Raw genomic sequence first — 16019 nt, 5'->3', positions numbered from 1 at the left:
TTATGCCATAACCTTTTCTTTGCGTGCTATATTTCTCGGCTAGGTTTGGTGTTTTATGTCGGAGCAAATAATGAGCAAAATACGAGTCGGTGTTATTTTTGGTGGCCGATCAACAGAACATGAAGTTTCACTACAGTCTGCTAAAAATATTATCAATGGGTTAGATCGCAATAAATTTGATGTATGCCTTTTAGGGATTAATAAAGAAGGGCAATGGCATGAATATAACGAATCTGATTTTTTATTGCATGGTGATGATCCCTCTCGTATTGCGTTGAATACGCCTAAGCGAGCTATCGCACTTGTTCCAGGTAAAACAAGCGAACAGTTTATTTCGTTAGAAGATGCTAAGCCATTGCCACAAATCGATGTTATTTTCCCTATTGTTCACGGTAACTTAGGTGAAGACGGCTCGTTACAAGGTTTATTGCGCATGGCGAATTTACCATTTGTCGGTCCGGGGGTTTTAGGTTCCTCTGCCTGTATGGATAAAGACGTTACCAAAAGATTACTTAGAGATGCAGGCTTAAATATTGCTCCGTTTATAACAGTGCTCAAAAATGAGCGCGCAACAACTGAATATGAAGCGACCGTGGCGCAATTAGGTTTACCACTTTTTATTAAACCAGCAAATCAAGGTTCATCTGTCGGGATCAGTAAAGTCAGCACTGAATCAGAATTTTACGTAGCACTGGACTTTGCTTTCTTATTTGATATGAAAGTCCTTATTGAAAGTGCAGTTAAAGGGCGTGAGATTGAATGCGCCGTACTGGGTAATGAAGAACCTCTTGCCAGCCCTTGTGGTGAAATCGTATTACACGATAGTTTCTATGCGTACCACACTAAGTATATTGATGAAAATGGCGCCTCTGTCGTGGCTCCTGCACAGTTAGATGCTGCGGTGAGTGATAAAATACGCGAGATTGCCTTATCCGCGTATCGCGCATTAAATTGCAGTGGAATGTCCCGTGTGGATGTTTTTTTAACGGAAAACAACGACGTGGTCATCAATGAAATCAACACATTGCCTGGCTTTACGAACATCAGTATGTACCCAAAATTGTGGCAACAAGCTGGTATGACATACCCGCAATTAATCAGCCGCTTGATTGAGTTAGGAATTGAAAAATTCCAACAAACTGCGATGTTGAAAACGGCATGTGATGAGCTTTAATTGCTGAAAAAATACTATCTCGGTGGTTTTTATGGCTACCGAGATGTTTATTTACCCTGAACTTGAGCTTTCATTTGTTGTAAAAATAAGTTTGTTTCTTTTGGTGAGGTGAGTCGAACAAACTGAATATGGCGTAAGTTGATATTTGCCATATGACTTAGATTTCTTTTCTTATTTGGATAGTAAGTCTTTAGTAGCCACAGAATTATCGAATCACGGCTGAAAAAAGCATTTTTCCAACGTTCTTTATTACCTGTATTTGCCCACAACTCTTGTCCTGAACGAATGCGCGACAATGTGCGCGTAATCGACTGATAAAGCGTTCTTGGTAAGGAGTAATCCAGCCATACCACCATATCAACCTCTTTCCATTTAATGGGTTGGGTTCGCGTATAGTTTCCATCAAGAACCCATCCAGATACCGCTTTATCTAATGCAGCGGTGAGTTTCTGGTTAAGCGCATCATCCGAAGAACCTTGCCAATTCGCTAACCAATACAAGCTATCCAATTCGATAGAAGGGACGTTTAACAACAGCGAAAGTTGTTGGCAAAGGGTACTTTTACCGCTACCACTAGTGCCAATAATATTAATTTTCATATGTAAATATTAGATAATTTTGTCATTATGATTAATCTGGAATGACTGAGCTTGGAACCATTGTGTGAACAATGATCCCACTTCAGATAGCTCTACAAATAACATTATGGTTATAAATTATTTGCACCAAACATAATTGATATAGCGAAAGAGAGGTTCAAATCCAAATTTTTTATACAAATCAAATCCCGCTTCAGACGCATCTAGGAAACAGTGTTCTACACCTTGTTGGCGGCAAAATGCTAACGCATAATCAATAAGTTGTGAAGCATAACCATTACCTTGATGACTTGGCTCGGTACCAATATCATCAAAACGCGCTAACGTACCTTCGATCGTCACCGTCATGGAGGTCGCTGGTTCACCATTAACGAGTAACACAAGGTGAAACTGCGGGGCGCCTTGTTGTAATGCATCCTCATGATAACGCACATATTCCTGAATAACCTGATCGTGCTCTTCTGACAGGTAAAACGCAGAAACCAGTGGCTTTGCCCACAAAGACAAATCGTGATTGGCTAAGACGATATCGACTTGGTTATCAGGCAGTTCAACTTCATTTTGCTTTATTAAGGTCAGTGCCATTGCGGTCGTGACGCTGTCACGTTTATACCCTAATGACTCAGCCTCAGTTACCACCTGCAGGAGCATCTCTTCGGGGATCACTAAGGTATGGTTTTTATTCTGTGAAATAAACAGGTTGTGAGCCTGCATAAAGGCGTGGCTGGTCGAGTCAGGCTGTAAATAGATAAAGTTAAACGCTGGCGAATTAAGGGGCGTTAAATAGCAAATTGTGTGTTGTGCAATCTGGATACTATGTTCACAAATAGATGTCCAAAATGTTTTTTCAATCGATTGATAATGTCTTAAATAGTACAACGGAATATTCATTTGTCAGTTACCTGATACAAAACGAGTTAATCGATATGGGCCTAATGCGGCTTGTCCTATCCCATGCAAGATTTCATCTTGAGCCAATTGGCATATCAAAGGTGCTAGCGTGATCGCAGCGTGCATACTGATAATATATAAACCTTCGAAATCAGCAACTTTTCCGACAATTGGCATCTCATCTTTAGGCATAGGTCGCATTCCTGTGAAAGCGTTTTCAAGATTTAGCGTGTTACTACCTATAAATGAATTTTTAATTGTTGTAAGGGCGTTTTGTGCGATAGCTAACGCGTTGTGTTCAGGCTTATCATCAATATAATCTTCAGCACAGAGTATTTTACCTGAACCTGCAAGGGCAGCCTTATGAGATTCAAAAAATCACACACGGATAAAACGAGTCACAAAAGCAATAATAACTAATAATGCAGAAATTAATAATAATGCAGTTGCCAGGGACAGTTGAAAAGCAACATAACCAATAGCTGCAGGTCCCGCCAAAATACCTAAATAGCCTAAAGTTGAAATTGCAGGTACGGCAAGAGCCTCTGGCATCGTTTTTTGCTTCCCTACAGCAGAAAACATCACCGGTACTATATTAGATGAACCTGCACCGACTAATGCAAAACCCATGATGGCAAATATAAGATGAGGAGATAAAACAGCAATAACAAAACCGAGGCAAGCGAGTAAAGCACCTAAAAATACGACGCGAGAGGAACCGACTCGCATAACAATTTTGTCGCCCAGTAATCGGCCAATCGTCATAGTTGTGGCAAAAGCAGCAAACCCTAAGCCGCCTAAAGTTTCTTCTAATCCATGGTGTTCAATTAAAAATACAGCTCCCCAGTCAAGAACTGCGCCTTCAGCAAGAAAAACGGCAAAACAAACAACCCCAATAACCAAAACAATGCCTTTCGGTATAGCGATAAGAGGGCCTGTTGGGGCGTTAGCGTAAGGGATTAAACCGTTATAGCAAATAGCTAATAAAACTACGGCAATAACTGAAACGATGATTGATGCCATTGTCGCGGAAACACCAAGTAACAAGATCAAACTCATGGTACCTGCACCAGCTATCCCCCCGACACTATAAAAACCATGAAAGCCGGACATAATTGGCTTATCAGATGATTTTTCAACAATCACCGCTTGAACATTCATCGCGCAATCTGTTAAGCCAATGAAAATTCCAAATAATAATAAGGCAATGATAATAAAGTTAATTTGCGATAAAGAGGATAAAATGGGGAATAACAAACTAAAGGCGATGGTAGAAAACACCATTAAACGGCGGCAACCAAATTTGGCAGCTAATGCACCAGTTACTGGCATAGCAATAAGTGCCCCTCCACCGAAACATAATAGTAGCATGCCAAGGGTGGCATCATTTGCCCCTGTGTTAAGTTTGACATAAGGAACAATGGCTGCCCAGGCCGCGGTAACAAAACCGGCAATAAAAAAAATAATTCGAGTAGAAACTTGTTCCCTTTTCGCAGGCATAAAGGAAACATGACTATTAACTTGTTGAGTAGATTGCATTTTATAATACTTCTTAAAAGATAAAATTAACTACCTGTATTAAGATAGCCAGAATTTGTTCATGAAGGTTTGGGTAGCCTGTTGCTACAACCGTACCACCAATTTCAGCTCAGCAACCATCTAATGTAGTCACTTTGCCAATAGCACGTTCTATAATAGGGATTAATGGAACAATATCATAAGGTTCCAGTGCGAATTCGACACAAATATCGATTTTACCCGCTGCTAACATTGCCATTGCATAGCATTCTCCCCCCATAGCGAGTCATTAATACTTGTTTCTCAAGCGCCATAAAAAAATTGTACAGGTCTAAACCGTATATCTATATTTAATCTTGTTTTACGAGGGCATTTTAGGCGCTATTTGTTATAAAAAACTCAATATAATATCGTCGAAAGGTCCTTATAGAACATGATGAGTGTGCAATGAAACTAAAAATTACGCCTTTGTTGTTTTCAATTTATCCATTAAGTGTATTTGCACAGAATTTACCTGTGAGTATGCAAACTATGCACTTTGCAGGCAAAGATATAAATTATTATTTAATCCAAAAACAAGCCAAAAAATCAAAGGATTTATTAGTTTTATTACAAGGCTCAGATTGTAAAAGCGTCATTAATAACCCCAATATGTTGAAAAATTTCGGGGTTGTATTTCCTCATAATGATATTTTATTAGTTGAAAAAACAGGATTAAACAGCCAAGTGGGGGTTAATGGCGAAGAAGCTTCAGAAGAAGAATGTCCTGTTGACTACATGTCGAAAGACTCGCCATTAGAACGCGCCAATAATTATGTAACAGTATTAAAGCAATTAAAAAATGATTACCAACACATAGTGCTATTAGGCGGAAGTGAAGGTGCGCTGGTAACTAATTTAATTGTTGCACAAGAAAACTTTATTACCGCATCCGTTGCATTGAATGTTGGCGGCCAATACTTCATTAATGATGTTCTATATAGTATTGAAAATAATACACCTAAAGAAGAAATTGCTAACTCAAAGGAAGGTTTTAAACAATTTGCAGAAGCGGTAAAACAAAAGCAATTAAATAACGACCAATTTGTCAGCGGCCATGGCTCGAAATGGTGGTATGAGATGCTCACCATTGACAATTTAAAACTTATCCAGTCAGTTAAAACCCCACATTTGGTGATACAAACGATGGCGGATACCAACGTGGATGCTCATGGTACAGATAATATGATGAAACAAGTTCGTAATACCCATGTTAGTTACCGTTCTTATCAAGATTTAGACCATTATTTCAAAGATAAAGATGGGCAGTTGCACACTGAACAAATTGTGACAGATATTCAACATTGGTACCAAACGGTGACAAAATAAATATACTGGGAGTTATCATTATATTAATCCCCATGATTGTGTCACTAGGTGCAGTTTTGCGATTAGTGATTACATTAAACCTTATTTTTTTAGGTAAAGTAAAATGCATCTTGATTATTAAGATGCATTCAATAAAATCACGCCGAAATATAGCTGTAGTAATTAAAAATAGGTTCAAAACCCAGTTTTTTGTAGATAGATAACCCTTCACTGGATGACTCCAATACACACTGTTTAATCCCTTGTTGATGGCAAAGGTATAGCGCATGTTTAATAAGTGAAGTCGCGAGCCCTTTACCTTGGTATTGAATATCAGTACCAATATCATCAAGTCGAGCTGTTTCATTATTAAATGTCATAGTTAAGGTTGAGACTGGTTGCTGATCAGCAAATAAGACTAAATGCACCATATTAGTTTGTTTATCAAGTGCTCTTTGGTGATAACGAATATACTCGTCAGTAACAGTTGAGTCACTTTCATCTGTATCAAAATCGACAGGGAATGCTGTAATTAACGGCTGAGCCCAATCTTCGAGTCGATCATTACTCTGTATTATCTGAAAATCAGTATTAAGCGGTGGTGGTGAATTGTATTGAGACAGAGCCCCTTGTGGCAAAATCATTGCGGTTGATTCACCATCAAAGACTAATCTCCGTGTTATTATTTCTGACTCAAATAGTGAAAGTATTTGGTCATGAACAACCAGTGCATAAGGTTTAGCTTGTTGTTTGAATAGCGCTTCGGCCTTCTCGTAATCTGAAATGAGTGCGCCTTGGTGGAGGTAAATATAATTAAATATAGGCAATGGTAGCTCAGAAAAATAAGCACTAGTTTGGTTGCTAATTTTCACCGTATTTGCACATATTGCAGACCAAAAATAGTATTCTTGTTGATAGAACAAATTTTCATTGTTATCCATTATGTGTACTCAGTTTATAGGCGTAGATAATATTTTTATGGCCTGATTGTATATAAAACGGAATGATCGCTATAGTGTTCGTATAATTGAAAGCACAAAAAGAACCATTTTATTGCAATTTATTGGATTTATAAGAAAATAGGTCTTCCTAGAAAAGAGATTGTATAAAAATAAGAGAATTATTATGAATAACGCACCAGACACGATAACTTTTTTTGAACGCTTGCTTCCATTGGTAGTTTCCGGTAAAAAAATTATCACTATTCGTGATAAAAGCGAGAGCCATTATGTTCCTGGGAGTATTGTGAAGGTATACGCGCTGGAAACAGGTGAATATTATACTGATATTAAAATATTGTCGGTAGAGCCCATTTCTTATGATGACATTTCTGAATACCATGCTAAACAAGAAGCCATGAACCTAGAGACGTTGAAAGCACTTATCAAAGAGATTTACCCAAACGAGCAATATTTATACGTGATTACTTACCAATTGCTGAATAGCACTGACTGATCACGAATATAGTTTTTTGGTAATTTGTAAAAATGCCTTTGTTGCCGGTGATGCTTGGTTCTCGTTAATAACAGCAAAAGCAATACTACGCTTAACTGGTGGGCTAAGGGGGTTCACCATTAGTGGCTGCGGGTGCAGGGGTATTTATTGCACTAAATCCGCTGAGTGCGGTTATTGTGGGAACTCTATTTCTTAATGAGCAACTCAGTACAGTGACCTTTATTGGCGGAATATTAATTTTTTGGGAATACTTATTGCGAATAAAAAATAATATAAAAATAGGCCAAATTAGAGGCCTATTTTAAGTTTATTTGAATTTTTCTTGATGTTTTAAAATAAATTCTTTTAGTGATGTTGGCGCTTTACCCGTTATAGTTTGAAAATTATCAAAAATTATTCCTGAACGGTCTAATTCCCCATTGGTAAAAGCGACATAATGGTCATAGATACTTTTCATATAAGCGAGTTCTAAATTATTTTTAACGGCATGTTGCCAAAACTGATTGGGATTTTCTGCCTGATAGCTGAAAGGGATCCCCAATTGTTCTGTTAATAATTCAGCTATTTGTGTGTAGTTTTTGTTTTCATAACCAAGACGATAAATTTGGTCTGCATGTTGTTGCGGGTTAAGTAAGCAATAAGCCGCTAGTTCAGCAACATCGGCACAGTCTACCCAACTGAGTACCGCATTGCCAAAATAAGAGCGCAAGACTCCTTTTTGTAAGTTTTCATCCCCTTGATAACCCAGTAAGTTTTGCATATAAGATTCGGGGCGAAGGTGAGTAAATTGTATTCCTGACCATTCAATATAGCGTTCAATAAGCTGGTGCCATGCCCAATGGGCCACTTGAGCGCTATCGTCCCCACAGGCACCTAAGTGCACGATATATTTCACGGCCGATTTTTTTGCAATATCAACGAAGATCTTACTTTGTACAAGCATATCAATGGTATAGCCCGTCATCATGAAAACGGAATCTATACCCTGTAAAGCGGTTTCAATAGTATCTGGCTTATCATAATCCATAACAACAGTTCGATAAGGTGTGTTTTTCAACTTAGCAGGATCTCTAACCGCTAAAACAATATCATGATAGCCTTTGTTCTGTAATGATTGGATAAGGTAATGACCAACCTGGCCTGTTGCACCAGTAATAAGAATTGTATTTTTCATGAATATCCTATAGTGACAATATATTCAGTTAAAGTGTTTTGCTCATAATATATTCAAGAGATTGCTGAGTTTCGCTTGTAAATAACATTTCTTTTAGAATATGCATATCGTTTGACTGATAAAATGCCATTGCTCGAGTGTTACTTGCGAGAACATCTAACCATAGCAAAGAGTCACCTTGTTGTTTTGCGAGCTCTTCAATAAATTTAAATACGGTTTTTCCATAACCTTTACCTGTAGCGCCAGGAGAAAAGTAAAGCTTATTTAACAAAGTACCAACTAAATTAGTTTCAGGTATACAGGAGTGATAGGTTAGTTTTACTAAACCGATTGGGCTCGTATTTTCAATAATATACCAATCAATATGCTGTTGATTAAGGTCCTCAGTGATTTTAGTTGTGCTGTATTCTTGATTTAAATATGTGTTAAGTTCATTTTGGCTATTCCATAATGTAGCAAAATGATGCAAATAACTTTCCGTACCTATTTTATGTAGCAATAACGCGTCGTGTTTCGTTGCTTTTCTTAGTATATGGGGAACTTGGTTCATAAATGTTTTCTCCTGTGCTTTATCAGTGTATAGCAATCAATTGATAAATGTCATAGAAGAGGAAAAGTAGAGCATTTTTGGTATTAGAGAGAAGATAAAAGGACTATTTAGCCCTTTTATCTGATGATGATTATTTAATTGTTTGGCTAATATCTGAGTAAGCAAATAATGCTTGGGCTCCACCCGTATGAATAAACAGAACGGGAGTTTTTTCTTCAGAGCTTTCCAAGTAGTCAATTAACCCAGCCATGGCTTTACCGGTATAAACTGGGTCTAATAAAATACCTTCTTGCCTCGCTAATAAATTGATTGCAGCGAGGCCTTTTTGGTTTGGCATTCCATACATAGGGGCAAAAAAGTTATCCCACAGCTGCACCTTTGGGGTTTTAGCTAGAGACAGCCATTGAGCCAATTCAGTTTGTAATTTTTCAACTTTAGGGGCTTGGTCTTGTTGCTTTCGTGACACTGTCACGCCAATAACTTGGCTCTGTGGTAGTAATTCTTGTAAACCAATGGCAAGCCCTGCATGGGTTCCAGCACTTCCCGAAGCAACAATAATTTTATCAAATTCAATATGTTCTGGCTTCTGTTGAGCTATCTCAATAGCGCATTGGACATAGCCTAAAGCACCTAATGTATTTGACCCACCCACAGGGACAATATAGGCATCTTTAAGAGAAAGTGTTTTAATTAGCGCTTCCATTTGGGATTGTGGGTCGGTTAATTCATCACACATCACACAACGGGTGGCAAATAAATCAGTTAATAATTTATTACCATTATGCAGAAAGTTAGGGTTATCACTTTTAATTGGATTTTCTAATAACGCAACGCATTCAAGCCCATACATGGCAGCAACAGCTGCAGTTTGGCGGACATGGTTTGATTGAATTGCCCCTGCGGTAACAATAATTTTTGCTTTTTTGGCTAATGCATCAGCCATTAAAAATTCTAGTTTACGCAGTTTATTTCCCCCCATAGCAAGGGGAGTCATATCATCACGTTTTATATAAATCTCACGACCAAACTTATGCGATAAATTATTCAATCGATTAAGTGGAGTCGACGAGTTAAGTAAATCTATTTTTGCGTACTGTGTTAGTTGTTGTTGGATAGACATCTAAACTCCCAATAATTAATAAGAAAAACCAAGGTAAAGGTAAATAGCAAGAACAATACTGGCAGTTACTAACGCATAAGGCATTTGAGTACGAATATGCTCAATATGTTCGCAGTCTGTCGCCATTGAAGCAACAATAGCATCCGCAGAAATTGGGGAGGTCATATCGCCAAATATTGAGCCAGAAATTGCTGCACCAATCATATATTCAACAGGCATTCCTACAGATAAACCTAATTGAACCCCGATAGGTATCATTATCGCGAAAGTTCCCCAAGAGGTGCCTGTTGCTAAAGACATAATGGCGCTAATTATAAAGATAAATCCAATAGAAAAACCTGGGGCCATAACTCCTTGAGTGACTTCAGCAATATAGGCTCCCGTGTTTAACTCAGCAGAGACATTTCCCATCAAGAACGCTAAGATCATAATTGAGCTGATTTTTAGCATATTGGCGTAGCCGATAAATAATTCTTTAAAGAATTCATCAATATTTAGTAACCGCCGACCGATAAACCAACAGAAAGATACCACAGTACCAAACATGACTCCCCAATATACGGATGTCGAACCACTTCCTTTGCTAAAGTCACCGTCACCAGTGATATATAGTGCGATAGGGACCATTAACACCGTAGATAAAATAGGAATAAAGAAGTTTAATGAAGAATGAGCGTTAGGGTGATCAATAATCTCTTCTTCATTATCTTGGCTTTGTAACTGGGAAATATTCCCCTCAATAAAATTTTGTTGATATTTATCTTCAGCTTTTTTCATGGGACCCCATGAAATATTGGTAAATACATAGAATAGGATAGTTATAATAGATAACCATGCCATTAAATTGTAACCAATCGAAGTAATTAAAATATCAAAGGGCTCGCCTTGAATCAGACCTTGGGAAATTTGTACCCCGATTAATCCCATTATTACTGCACCCCAACCATTGATGATGGCGGAGGAACAAACAGAAACACATGCTGTTTGGATAATATAGGACATTTTTTCAGGAGCAACACCATATTGTCGTGCTAGATTTTTAGTTGAGGCACCAGCGACTAATTGGTTAATGGAGCTTTCAATAAAAATAAGAGAAGTAATGATAATGGCAAGAAACTGGGTAGATTTACGGTTTTTAATCAGTTTTGTCTTATTGGTTAGTAGCTGAACTAATGCTCGAACTCCGCCTGTCACAACAACAAGCCTCATTATCCCTCCGATCATGACCATAAAGACAATTGTTCGCGTATTCCCTGCAGATGAAAATGTATCAATAATACCATCAACGGTACCTTGCACACCTAATAATAGGTTGTGATCGTTAATGACAGTAAAACCAACGAATATTCCTAGCATTAATGAAAGCATGACTTGGCGAGTTAATATCGCCAAAATTATAGTCACAATGGGAGTGATAACGGTCCAAATACCATAGTCCTGCATGTGTTTACCTGTGATCCTAGTGAAAGTATGAATTTTATAATTATTGAAAAATCATAGCATTAATAGGAACACGGTAGAATAATTTTATTCATCATTGAAATGAGTTGTGACAATAAATTAATAAGAAAAAGGCCAAACAGATAAATGCTGGCCACATGTATAGATAGAATCAAATATTACTGTCGAGTTTGCCACTCTTTAGCGGTTATTTTACTAATATCTTCTGTCTTAGTTTCACCAATTAATTCAATAAATTGTGGTTCAAGAGTTGCATAGTATTTGAAGCCGCATTTTTCTTGGGCAATTTTAGATTGTTCGTTACCTTGAAAGTAACCACACCATAAATTATCTAATTTCAAATTAGTAAATGCATGGTGCATGATGGCGTTAATTGACTCTGGTATAAGGCCTTTACCCCAGAACGGTACACCAATCCAATAACTGACTTCTGCATCATTTTCCCCAATGGGAAAATTACTTTCATGGCTAAATGATAATCCAATCAGGCCAATAGCTTGGTTTTCTTTTTTTAACGTTACCGCGTAAATTTCATCTCGCATAAAAATATTCTTGATGATAGAAAGACTCTCTTCTTCATTTTTGTGAGCAGGCCAACCTGCGATAGGGCCAATTCTTTCATCTTTTGCATAGAAATATAAATCAGCGGCATCTGTTTCTTGCCAAGGACGCAATACTAACCTATTTGTTGCAAGTACCATTTTCTAATCTTCCCCGTTATGGTATCCCTTAATTTGAAGGCTATTTTAGGTATTTATGAAAATAAAATAAGGGCATAACTTGTACATTATGGGTACTTATGACAACTTTTTTGTTATGATGGCGTTATATGAAGCAAATCAAAACACAACAATCATGCAGCATTTAAAAAATTATCAAATTGATTTACCTGAAGCCATTCGGATTGGTGAAAGTAATATGGATGAGATGCAATTTAAACCGATTAAAACATCTTATGTGGCGGTTTGTGTATGCGAGCAAGGATATGGAGTCTTCAATATTAATTTCAAACGGCATCTGATACGCAAAAACGATATTATCATTTTATACGATGATTCTTTTGCAATGCTGCAAGCCAAATCACGTAAATTTCGTTTGGAATATTGGTTGATTGATAAAAAGCTAGCAACAGAAATTGCCTATGTACTACCAAATCAATTATTTGCTTTTTTTAATGATTTTCCTGTTATTTCAATTCCATTAGAAAAAGTTGCACTGTTTGAAAGCTGGAGATACATTCTTTTAGCTATAGTGTCTAATTGGGGTAAATATGGGGTATTACAATTAAAAAACCATTTACAAAATTTATTTTTAGAAATCAGTAATCATGCACAACACATTTCTATAAAACCAGAAAATAAAAGCCGCCAAGAGCAGCTGTGTTGGCGTTTTTGGGACTTAATTACAACTCACTGTAAGCAGCATAAAGAAGTGAAATTTTATGCTGAACAATTGTCTATTACACCATTCTACTTGTCCAAAATTAGTCAAACTTTTTTTAATGACCCACCAAAAGTATTAATAGATAGGCAAGTTATTTTAGAAATAAAAGCATTATTAGAAATTGGTAATTTATCCATTAAGCAAATTGCTGATGAATTAAACTTTGAAGATACATCTTATTTATGTCGCTACTTTAAACGGCATACAGGAATGACGTTAACAGGATTTAAAAAACGCATTGCACAAAAAGAGCTGAAAAACAAATAATACTAATGCGGTTCAATTTTTGTTGAGTGCTTTTTATAAACGCAATAACACATTGGAATTCATGTAATTATGGCCTTGTGCTGGACGGATAAAGCTAGAATTAAAAAGCAATGTTCGGAGTTTTTTAGGACTGAAGTTTGTCATAATTAATGTAATTAACCAGCGAAGGGCGACATGATGATAACTAAAAATTTGTGGAAAACGCCAGAACAGAGGTGGCAAGCGGTGGTTGAAAGGAATAAATCCGCAGATGGTCATTTTGTTTACGGTGTAAGAACCTCTGCTATTTATTGCCATCCATCTGCGGCGGGGCGTTTACCAAATAGAGATAATGTTGAGTTTTTCGATAATGAACAGCAAGCTATTGAACAAGGCTACTGTGCTGGAAAACGCTTTCGGACAGAAACGTCACAATTAACCCAATTTTATCAAGAACAAATTGAAAAGGCTTGTCGTTATATTGAGCAGCAGGAACAAACGGTGAGCTTGGCAGAGTTAGCTGATTATATTGGTATGAGTCGCTATCATTTACACCGTTTATTTAAAGCACAGACAGGGTTAACACCAAAGGCATATGCGGATGCATTTCGCCATAAAACATTGCAGCAACAGCTTCAAGAAAAAAAACGAATTACGGATGCTATTTATGATGCAGGTTATCAATCAAATAGTCGCTTTTATGAAGCCTCATCTCAACGACTAGGCATGACGCCGAGTGAATGGAAATCAGGAGGAAGAGGCAGTAAAATTTATTTTGCTCTTGCGGTTTGCTCGTTGGGAACATTATTAGTTGCACAAAGTCCGATAGGGGTTTGCGCCATTTTGTTAGGGGATGACCCTGAGCAGTTATTGAATAATTTACAGGATAAATTCCCGAACGCAGAGCTCATTGGAGGAAATGACGACTTTGAACAACTAGTCGCTCAAGTGGTGGGTTTTATTGAGGCGCCTGAAATTGGTTTAAATTTACCATTAGACATTCAAGGTACTGCATTTCAACAACGCGTCTGGCAAGCTTTACGTAATATCCCAGTTGGGGAAACAAAGAGTTACAGTGATATTGCAGAAAAAATTGGCCAGCCTAGTGCAGTCAGAGCGGTAGCTAATGCCTGTGGTGCAAATATGTTAGCGGTAGCAATACCGTGCCACCGTGTTGTTAGGAGTAATGGTGATCTTTCTGGTTACCGTTGGGGTATTGACCGAAAACAAGCGTTATTGCTAAAAGAGGCGAAGTATAAGGCAGATAATAATTAAATTGCACTAAAAATGAAGAGTAACCCTAATATGACTATTTCAAAATCACACATTTGAAATAATATAACCCCCTTATTCTGTATATATGGCTCATGAATAAGGGGAATACGAGTCATTGAATGGCAGTTTTCGGTTGACTATTTTTAGGATAGAACAAGTAAATGACATAGAAAAGTGTAAAACTCGCAGTGTAGCCGGTAAAGATCATCCAGAAAGTTTTCCAATCCACCACACCATTGACCGTATTAAGTTCGATAACCCATCCACATAATACAGCGCCTAAAAATGTGCCAAAACCGTTCACTAATGTGGTGAATACACCTTGTGCTGTTGAACGAAATTCGGGGGCAATTTCTTTTTCTAAGAATAGTGCTCCCGCGATATTAAAGAAATCAAATGCACAGCCGTATACAACCATGGATAAAAATAAAGCGATAGTACCAATCACAGTGAAATCACCGTAAGCAAATAAACCTAATCGTAAAATCCACGCGATCATACTCATAAATAGGATAGCTTCAATTTTGAATTTTTTGAGTAATAGCGGTAAAAGCAAAATAAATATAATTTCTGAAAATTGCGATATTGATAAAAAGATTGTGGGATATTCAGAAAAAACCGAGCCTCTAGCTTCAGGCATTAATGCCATATCTTGTAAAAAGGGAACGCCAAAGGTATTGGTAATTTGTAAAACAGAGCCTAATAACATGGCAAAGAATAGAAATACTGCAACTCGTCCTTTTTTAAAGAGAAAAATAATATTTTGACAACTAAAACTGGGTTTTTCTTCTTTTCTCTCAATTTTACAGCTCTGTGTTGAAATAAAGAAAATAGAAAAAATACTGAGTACAATCGATGCAATAGCACCAATATATAATTGATAAAAACTCATTTCCAATTTTAATAAGCTAATTGTCCACATAGCGACAATAAAGCCTAAGGTACCGTAAACGCGTATTTTAGGAAAATAAACATCAGAATCGAGCTTTTCAGCGCTCAACATTTCAAAAACAATACTATTACAAATAGAAATAGTTGGAATATAAAACATTAGATGAACTAATGTCACAATAAATAGTAGGGTTATTGAATCACTATGAGCCATTACGATTAGAAATACAGCAGAAATGATATGTGATGTAGTGTATACAAGTTTTCTGTTATCAATTTTATCTGCAATAAATCCGATGATAATCGGTGAGCATAAGGCTGAGATACCTAATGTACTAAAAATTAAGCCGATTTCACCGCCTTTGAAATGTAATGTATTGAATAGGTAAGATGCAAAAGTAACTAGCCATGATCCCCAGATAAAAAATTGTAGAAATGAAACGAATTTAAGCCGAGTGATAATATTCATGTTTATATACCTTCCGTTAGCCTAAACATGCTTTAATGTGATTATTAAATAAACTATTCTATTGATTTAATAACCAAATATGGAAGCAACTATCATGTTATTGTTTGTACATTATAAAATAGATAATGAGAGTTTTTTTTGACATAGAAGTGGCTAATAGTCGATTAATCGTAGGAATTAGTGTATTTGAATGGGTAATATTACGTATTAAATGCATAGGAACAAGGAAATCAGATAGTAATTATTTTTGCTAAATTTAAGAAGATGGAATATTTGTTAATATATATTTAACTTTGCAGGAATCTCTTGAATTTAATTAAAGTTTAAGATTTAATAGACCTCTATTCGCTCTTATCTTTCAGTTTGTTACCTTAATTAATCATCTCAATACTTCCAGTATTTAAAC

16 protein-coding genes and 1 pseudogene are annotated in these 16019 nt (G+C 36.8%); 5 read left to right on the top strand and 12 right to left on the bottom strand.

From position 1 onward, the window contains the following. Nucleotides 1-70 precede the first annotated feature (70 nt). Nucleotides 71-1174: a D-alanine--D-alanine ligase gene (gene ddlA, locus PZ638_RS10800; RefSeq protein WP_164455660.1), complete on the top strand. Its 1104-nt coding sequence runs from the start codon at nt 71-73 to the stop codon at nt 1172-1174. Nucleotides 1175-1221: 47 nt separating this feature from the next. On the opposite strand, the gene PZ638_RS10795 is transcribed toward ddlA, so the two are convergent. From PZ638_RS10795 to PZ638_RS10775, 5 genes and pseudogenes are all read right to left on the bottom strand, one after another. Beyond that, complete coding sequence (locus PZ638_RS10795; protein WP_004254476.1) at nt 1222-1773, bottom strand: P-loop NTPase family protein; 552 nt, start codon at nt 1771-1773, stop codon at nt 1222-1224. Between the two features lie 117 nt (nt 1774-1890). Continuing rightward, the gene (locus tag PZ638_RS10790) at nt 1891-2664 is read right to left on the bottom strand and encodes a GNAT family N-acetyltransferase (protein ID WP_094960591.1); all 774 of its coding nucleotides are present in this window, start codon (nt 2662-2664) and stop codon (nt 1891-1893) included. A gap of 3 nt (nt 2665-2667) precedes the next feature. Continuing rightward, nucleotides 2668-2856, bottom strand: a complete 189-nt coding sequence (locus PZ638_RS10785; RefSeq protein WP_226617037.1) for an FAD-binding oxidoreductase — start codon at nt 2854-2856, stop codon at nt 2668-2670. Between the two features lie 186 nt (nt 2857-3042). After that, nucleotides 3043-4203: an MFS transporter gene (locus tag PZ638_RS10780; protein WP_164455658.1), complete on the bottom strand. Its 1161-nt coding sequence runs from the start codon at nt 4201-4203 to the stop codon at nt 3043-3045. A gap of 13 nt (nt 4204-4216) precedes the next feature. Continuing rightward, nucleotides 4217-4484: pseudogene (locus PZ638_RS10775) on the bottom strand (inositol monophosphatase family protein); the annotation flags it as partial. A 145-nt stretch (nt 4485-4629) separates the two neighbouring features. Here PZ638_RS10775 and PZ638_RS10770 point away from each other — a divergent pair. Further along, on the top strand, nt 4630-5550 hold the full coding sequence (locus tag PZ638_RS10770) for an alpha/beta hydrolase family protein (RefSeq protein WP_144140002.1): 921 nt from the start codon (nt 4630-4632) through the stop codon (nt 5548-5550). A gap of 137 nt (nt 5551-5687) precedes the next feature. On the opposite strand, the gene PZ638_RS10765 is transcribed toward PZ638_RS10770, so the two are convergent. Further along, nucleotides 5688-6470 (bottom strand): GNAT family N-acetyltransferase, encoded by a 783-nt coding sequence (locus tag PZ638_RS10765; RefSeq protein ID WP_094960587.1) that lies wholly within the window; start codon nt 6468-6470, stop codon nt 5688-5690. A gap of 184 nt (nt 6471-6654) precedes the next feature. On the opposite strand from PZ638_RS10765, the gene yqfB reads away from it, so the two are divergent. After that, entirely contained in the window at nt 6655-6984 is a 330-nt protein-coding gene (yqfB, locus tag PZ638_RS10760) for a N(4)-acetylcytidine aminohydrolase (RefSeq protein ID WP_094960586.1), read from the top strand. A 307-nt stretch (nt 6985-7291) separates the two neighbouring features. On the opposite strand, the gene PZ638_RS10755 is transcribed toward yqfB, so the two are convergent. The 5 genes from PZ638_RS10755 to PZ638_RS10735 form a co-directional block, all read right to left on the bottom strand. Beyond that, nucleotides 7292-8158: an SDR family oxidoreductase gene (locus tag PZ638_RS10755; RefSeq protein ID WP_094960584.1), complete on the bottom strand. Its 867-nt coding sequence runs from the start codon at nt 8156-8158 to the stop codon at nt 7292-7294. Between the two features lie 28 nt (nt 8159-8186). Then, a complete protein-coding gene (locus tag PZ638_RS10750) occupies nt 8187-8708 on the bottom strand; it encodes a GNAT family N-acetyltransferase (RefSeq protein ID WP_094960583.1) in 522 nt (173 codons plus the stop codon). Between the two features lie 130 nt (nt 8709-8838). Further along, nucleotides 8839-9828 carry a D-cysteine desulfhydrase gene (locus tag PZ638_RS10745; protein WP_164455656.1) on the bottom strand — a complete coding sequence of 330 codons (990 nt, stop codon included), beginning with the start codon at nt 9826-9828 and terminating at the stop codon, nt 8839-8841. 15 nt (nt 9829-9843) lie between these two features. Then, nucleotides 9844-11271, bottom strand: a complete 1428-nt coding sequence (locus PZ638_RS10740) for a Na+/H+ antiporter NhaC family protein (protein WP_004254427.1) — start codon at nt 11269-11271, stop codon at nt 9844-9846. 176 nt (nt 11272-11447) lie between these two features. Then, a complete protein-coding gene (locus tag PZ638_RS10735) occupies nt 11448-11990 on the bottom strand; it encodes a GNAT family N-acetyltransferase (protein WP_110591708.1) in 543 nt (180 codons plus the stop codon). An 88-nt stretch (nt 11991-12078) separates the two neighbouring features. On the opposite strand from PZ638_RS10735, the gene PZ638_RS10730 reads away from it, so the two are divergent. Together PZ638_RS10730 and ada are read left to right on the top strand one after the other, a co-directional pair. Further along, a complete protein-coding gene (locus tag PZ638_RS10730) occupies nt 12079-12999 on the top strand; it encodes a helix-turn-helix domain-containing protein (RefSeq protein ID WP_226617036.1) in 921 nt (306 codons plus the stop codon). A 177-nt stretch (nt 13000-13176) separates the two neighbouring features. Then, the gene (gene ada / locus PZ638_RS10725) at nt 13177-14253 is read left to right on the top strand and encodes a bifunctional DNA-binding transcriptional regulator/O6-methylguanine-DNA methyltransferase Ada (RefSeq protein WP_036957739.1); all 1077 of its coding nucleotides are present in this window, start codon (nt 13177-13179) and stop codon (nt 14251-14253) included. Between the two features lie 112 nt (nt 14254-14365). Here ada and PZ638_RS10720 read toward each other — a convergent pair whose 3' ends face one another. Continuing rightward, nucleotides 14366-15613 carry an MFS transporter gene (locus PZ638_RS10720; RefSeq protein WP_004254412.1) on the bottom strand — a complete coding sequence of 416 codons (1248 nt, stop codon included), beginning with the start codon at nt 15611-15613 and terminating at the stop codon, nt 14366-14368. Nucleotides 15614-16019 lie beyond the last annotated feature (406 nt).

Source organism: Providencia hangzhouensis (assembly GCF_029193595.2).
GTDB classification, from domain to species: Bacteria; Pseudomonadota; Gammaproteobacteria; order Enterobacterales; family Enterobacteriaceae; genus Providencia; species Providencia hangzhouensis.
The sequence above is the reverse complement of the archived record's forward strand: the minus strand, read 5'-3'. Positions and strand labels throughout refer to the sequence as shown.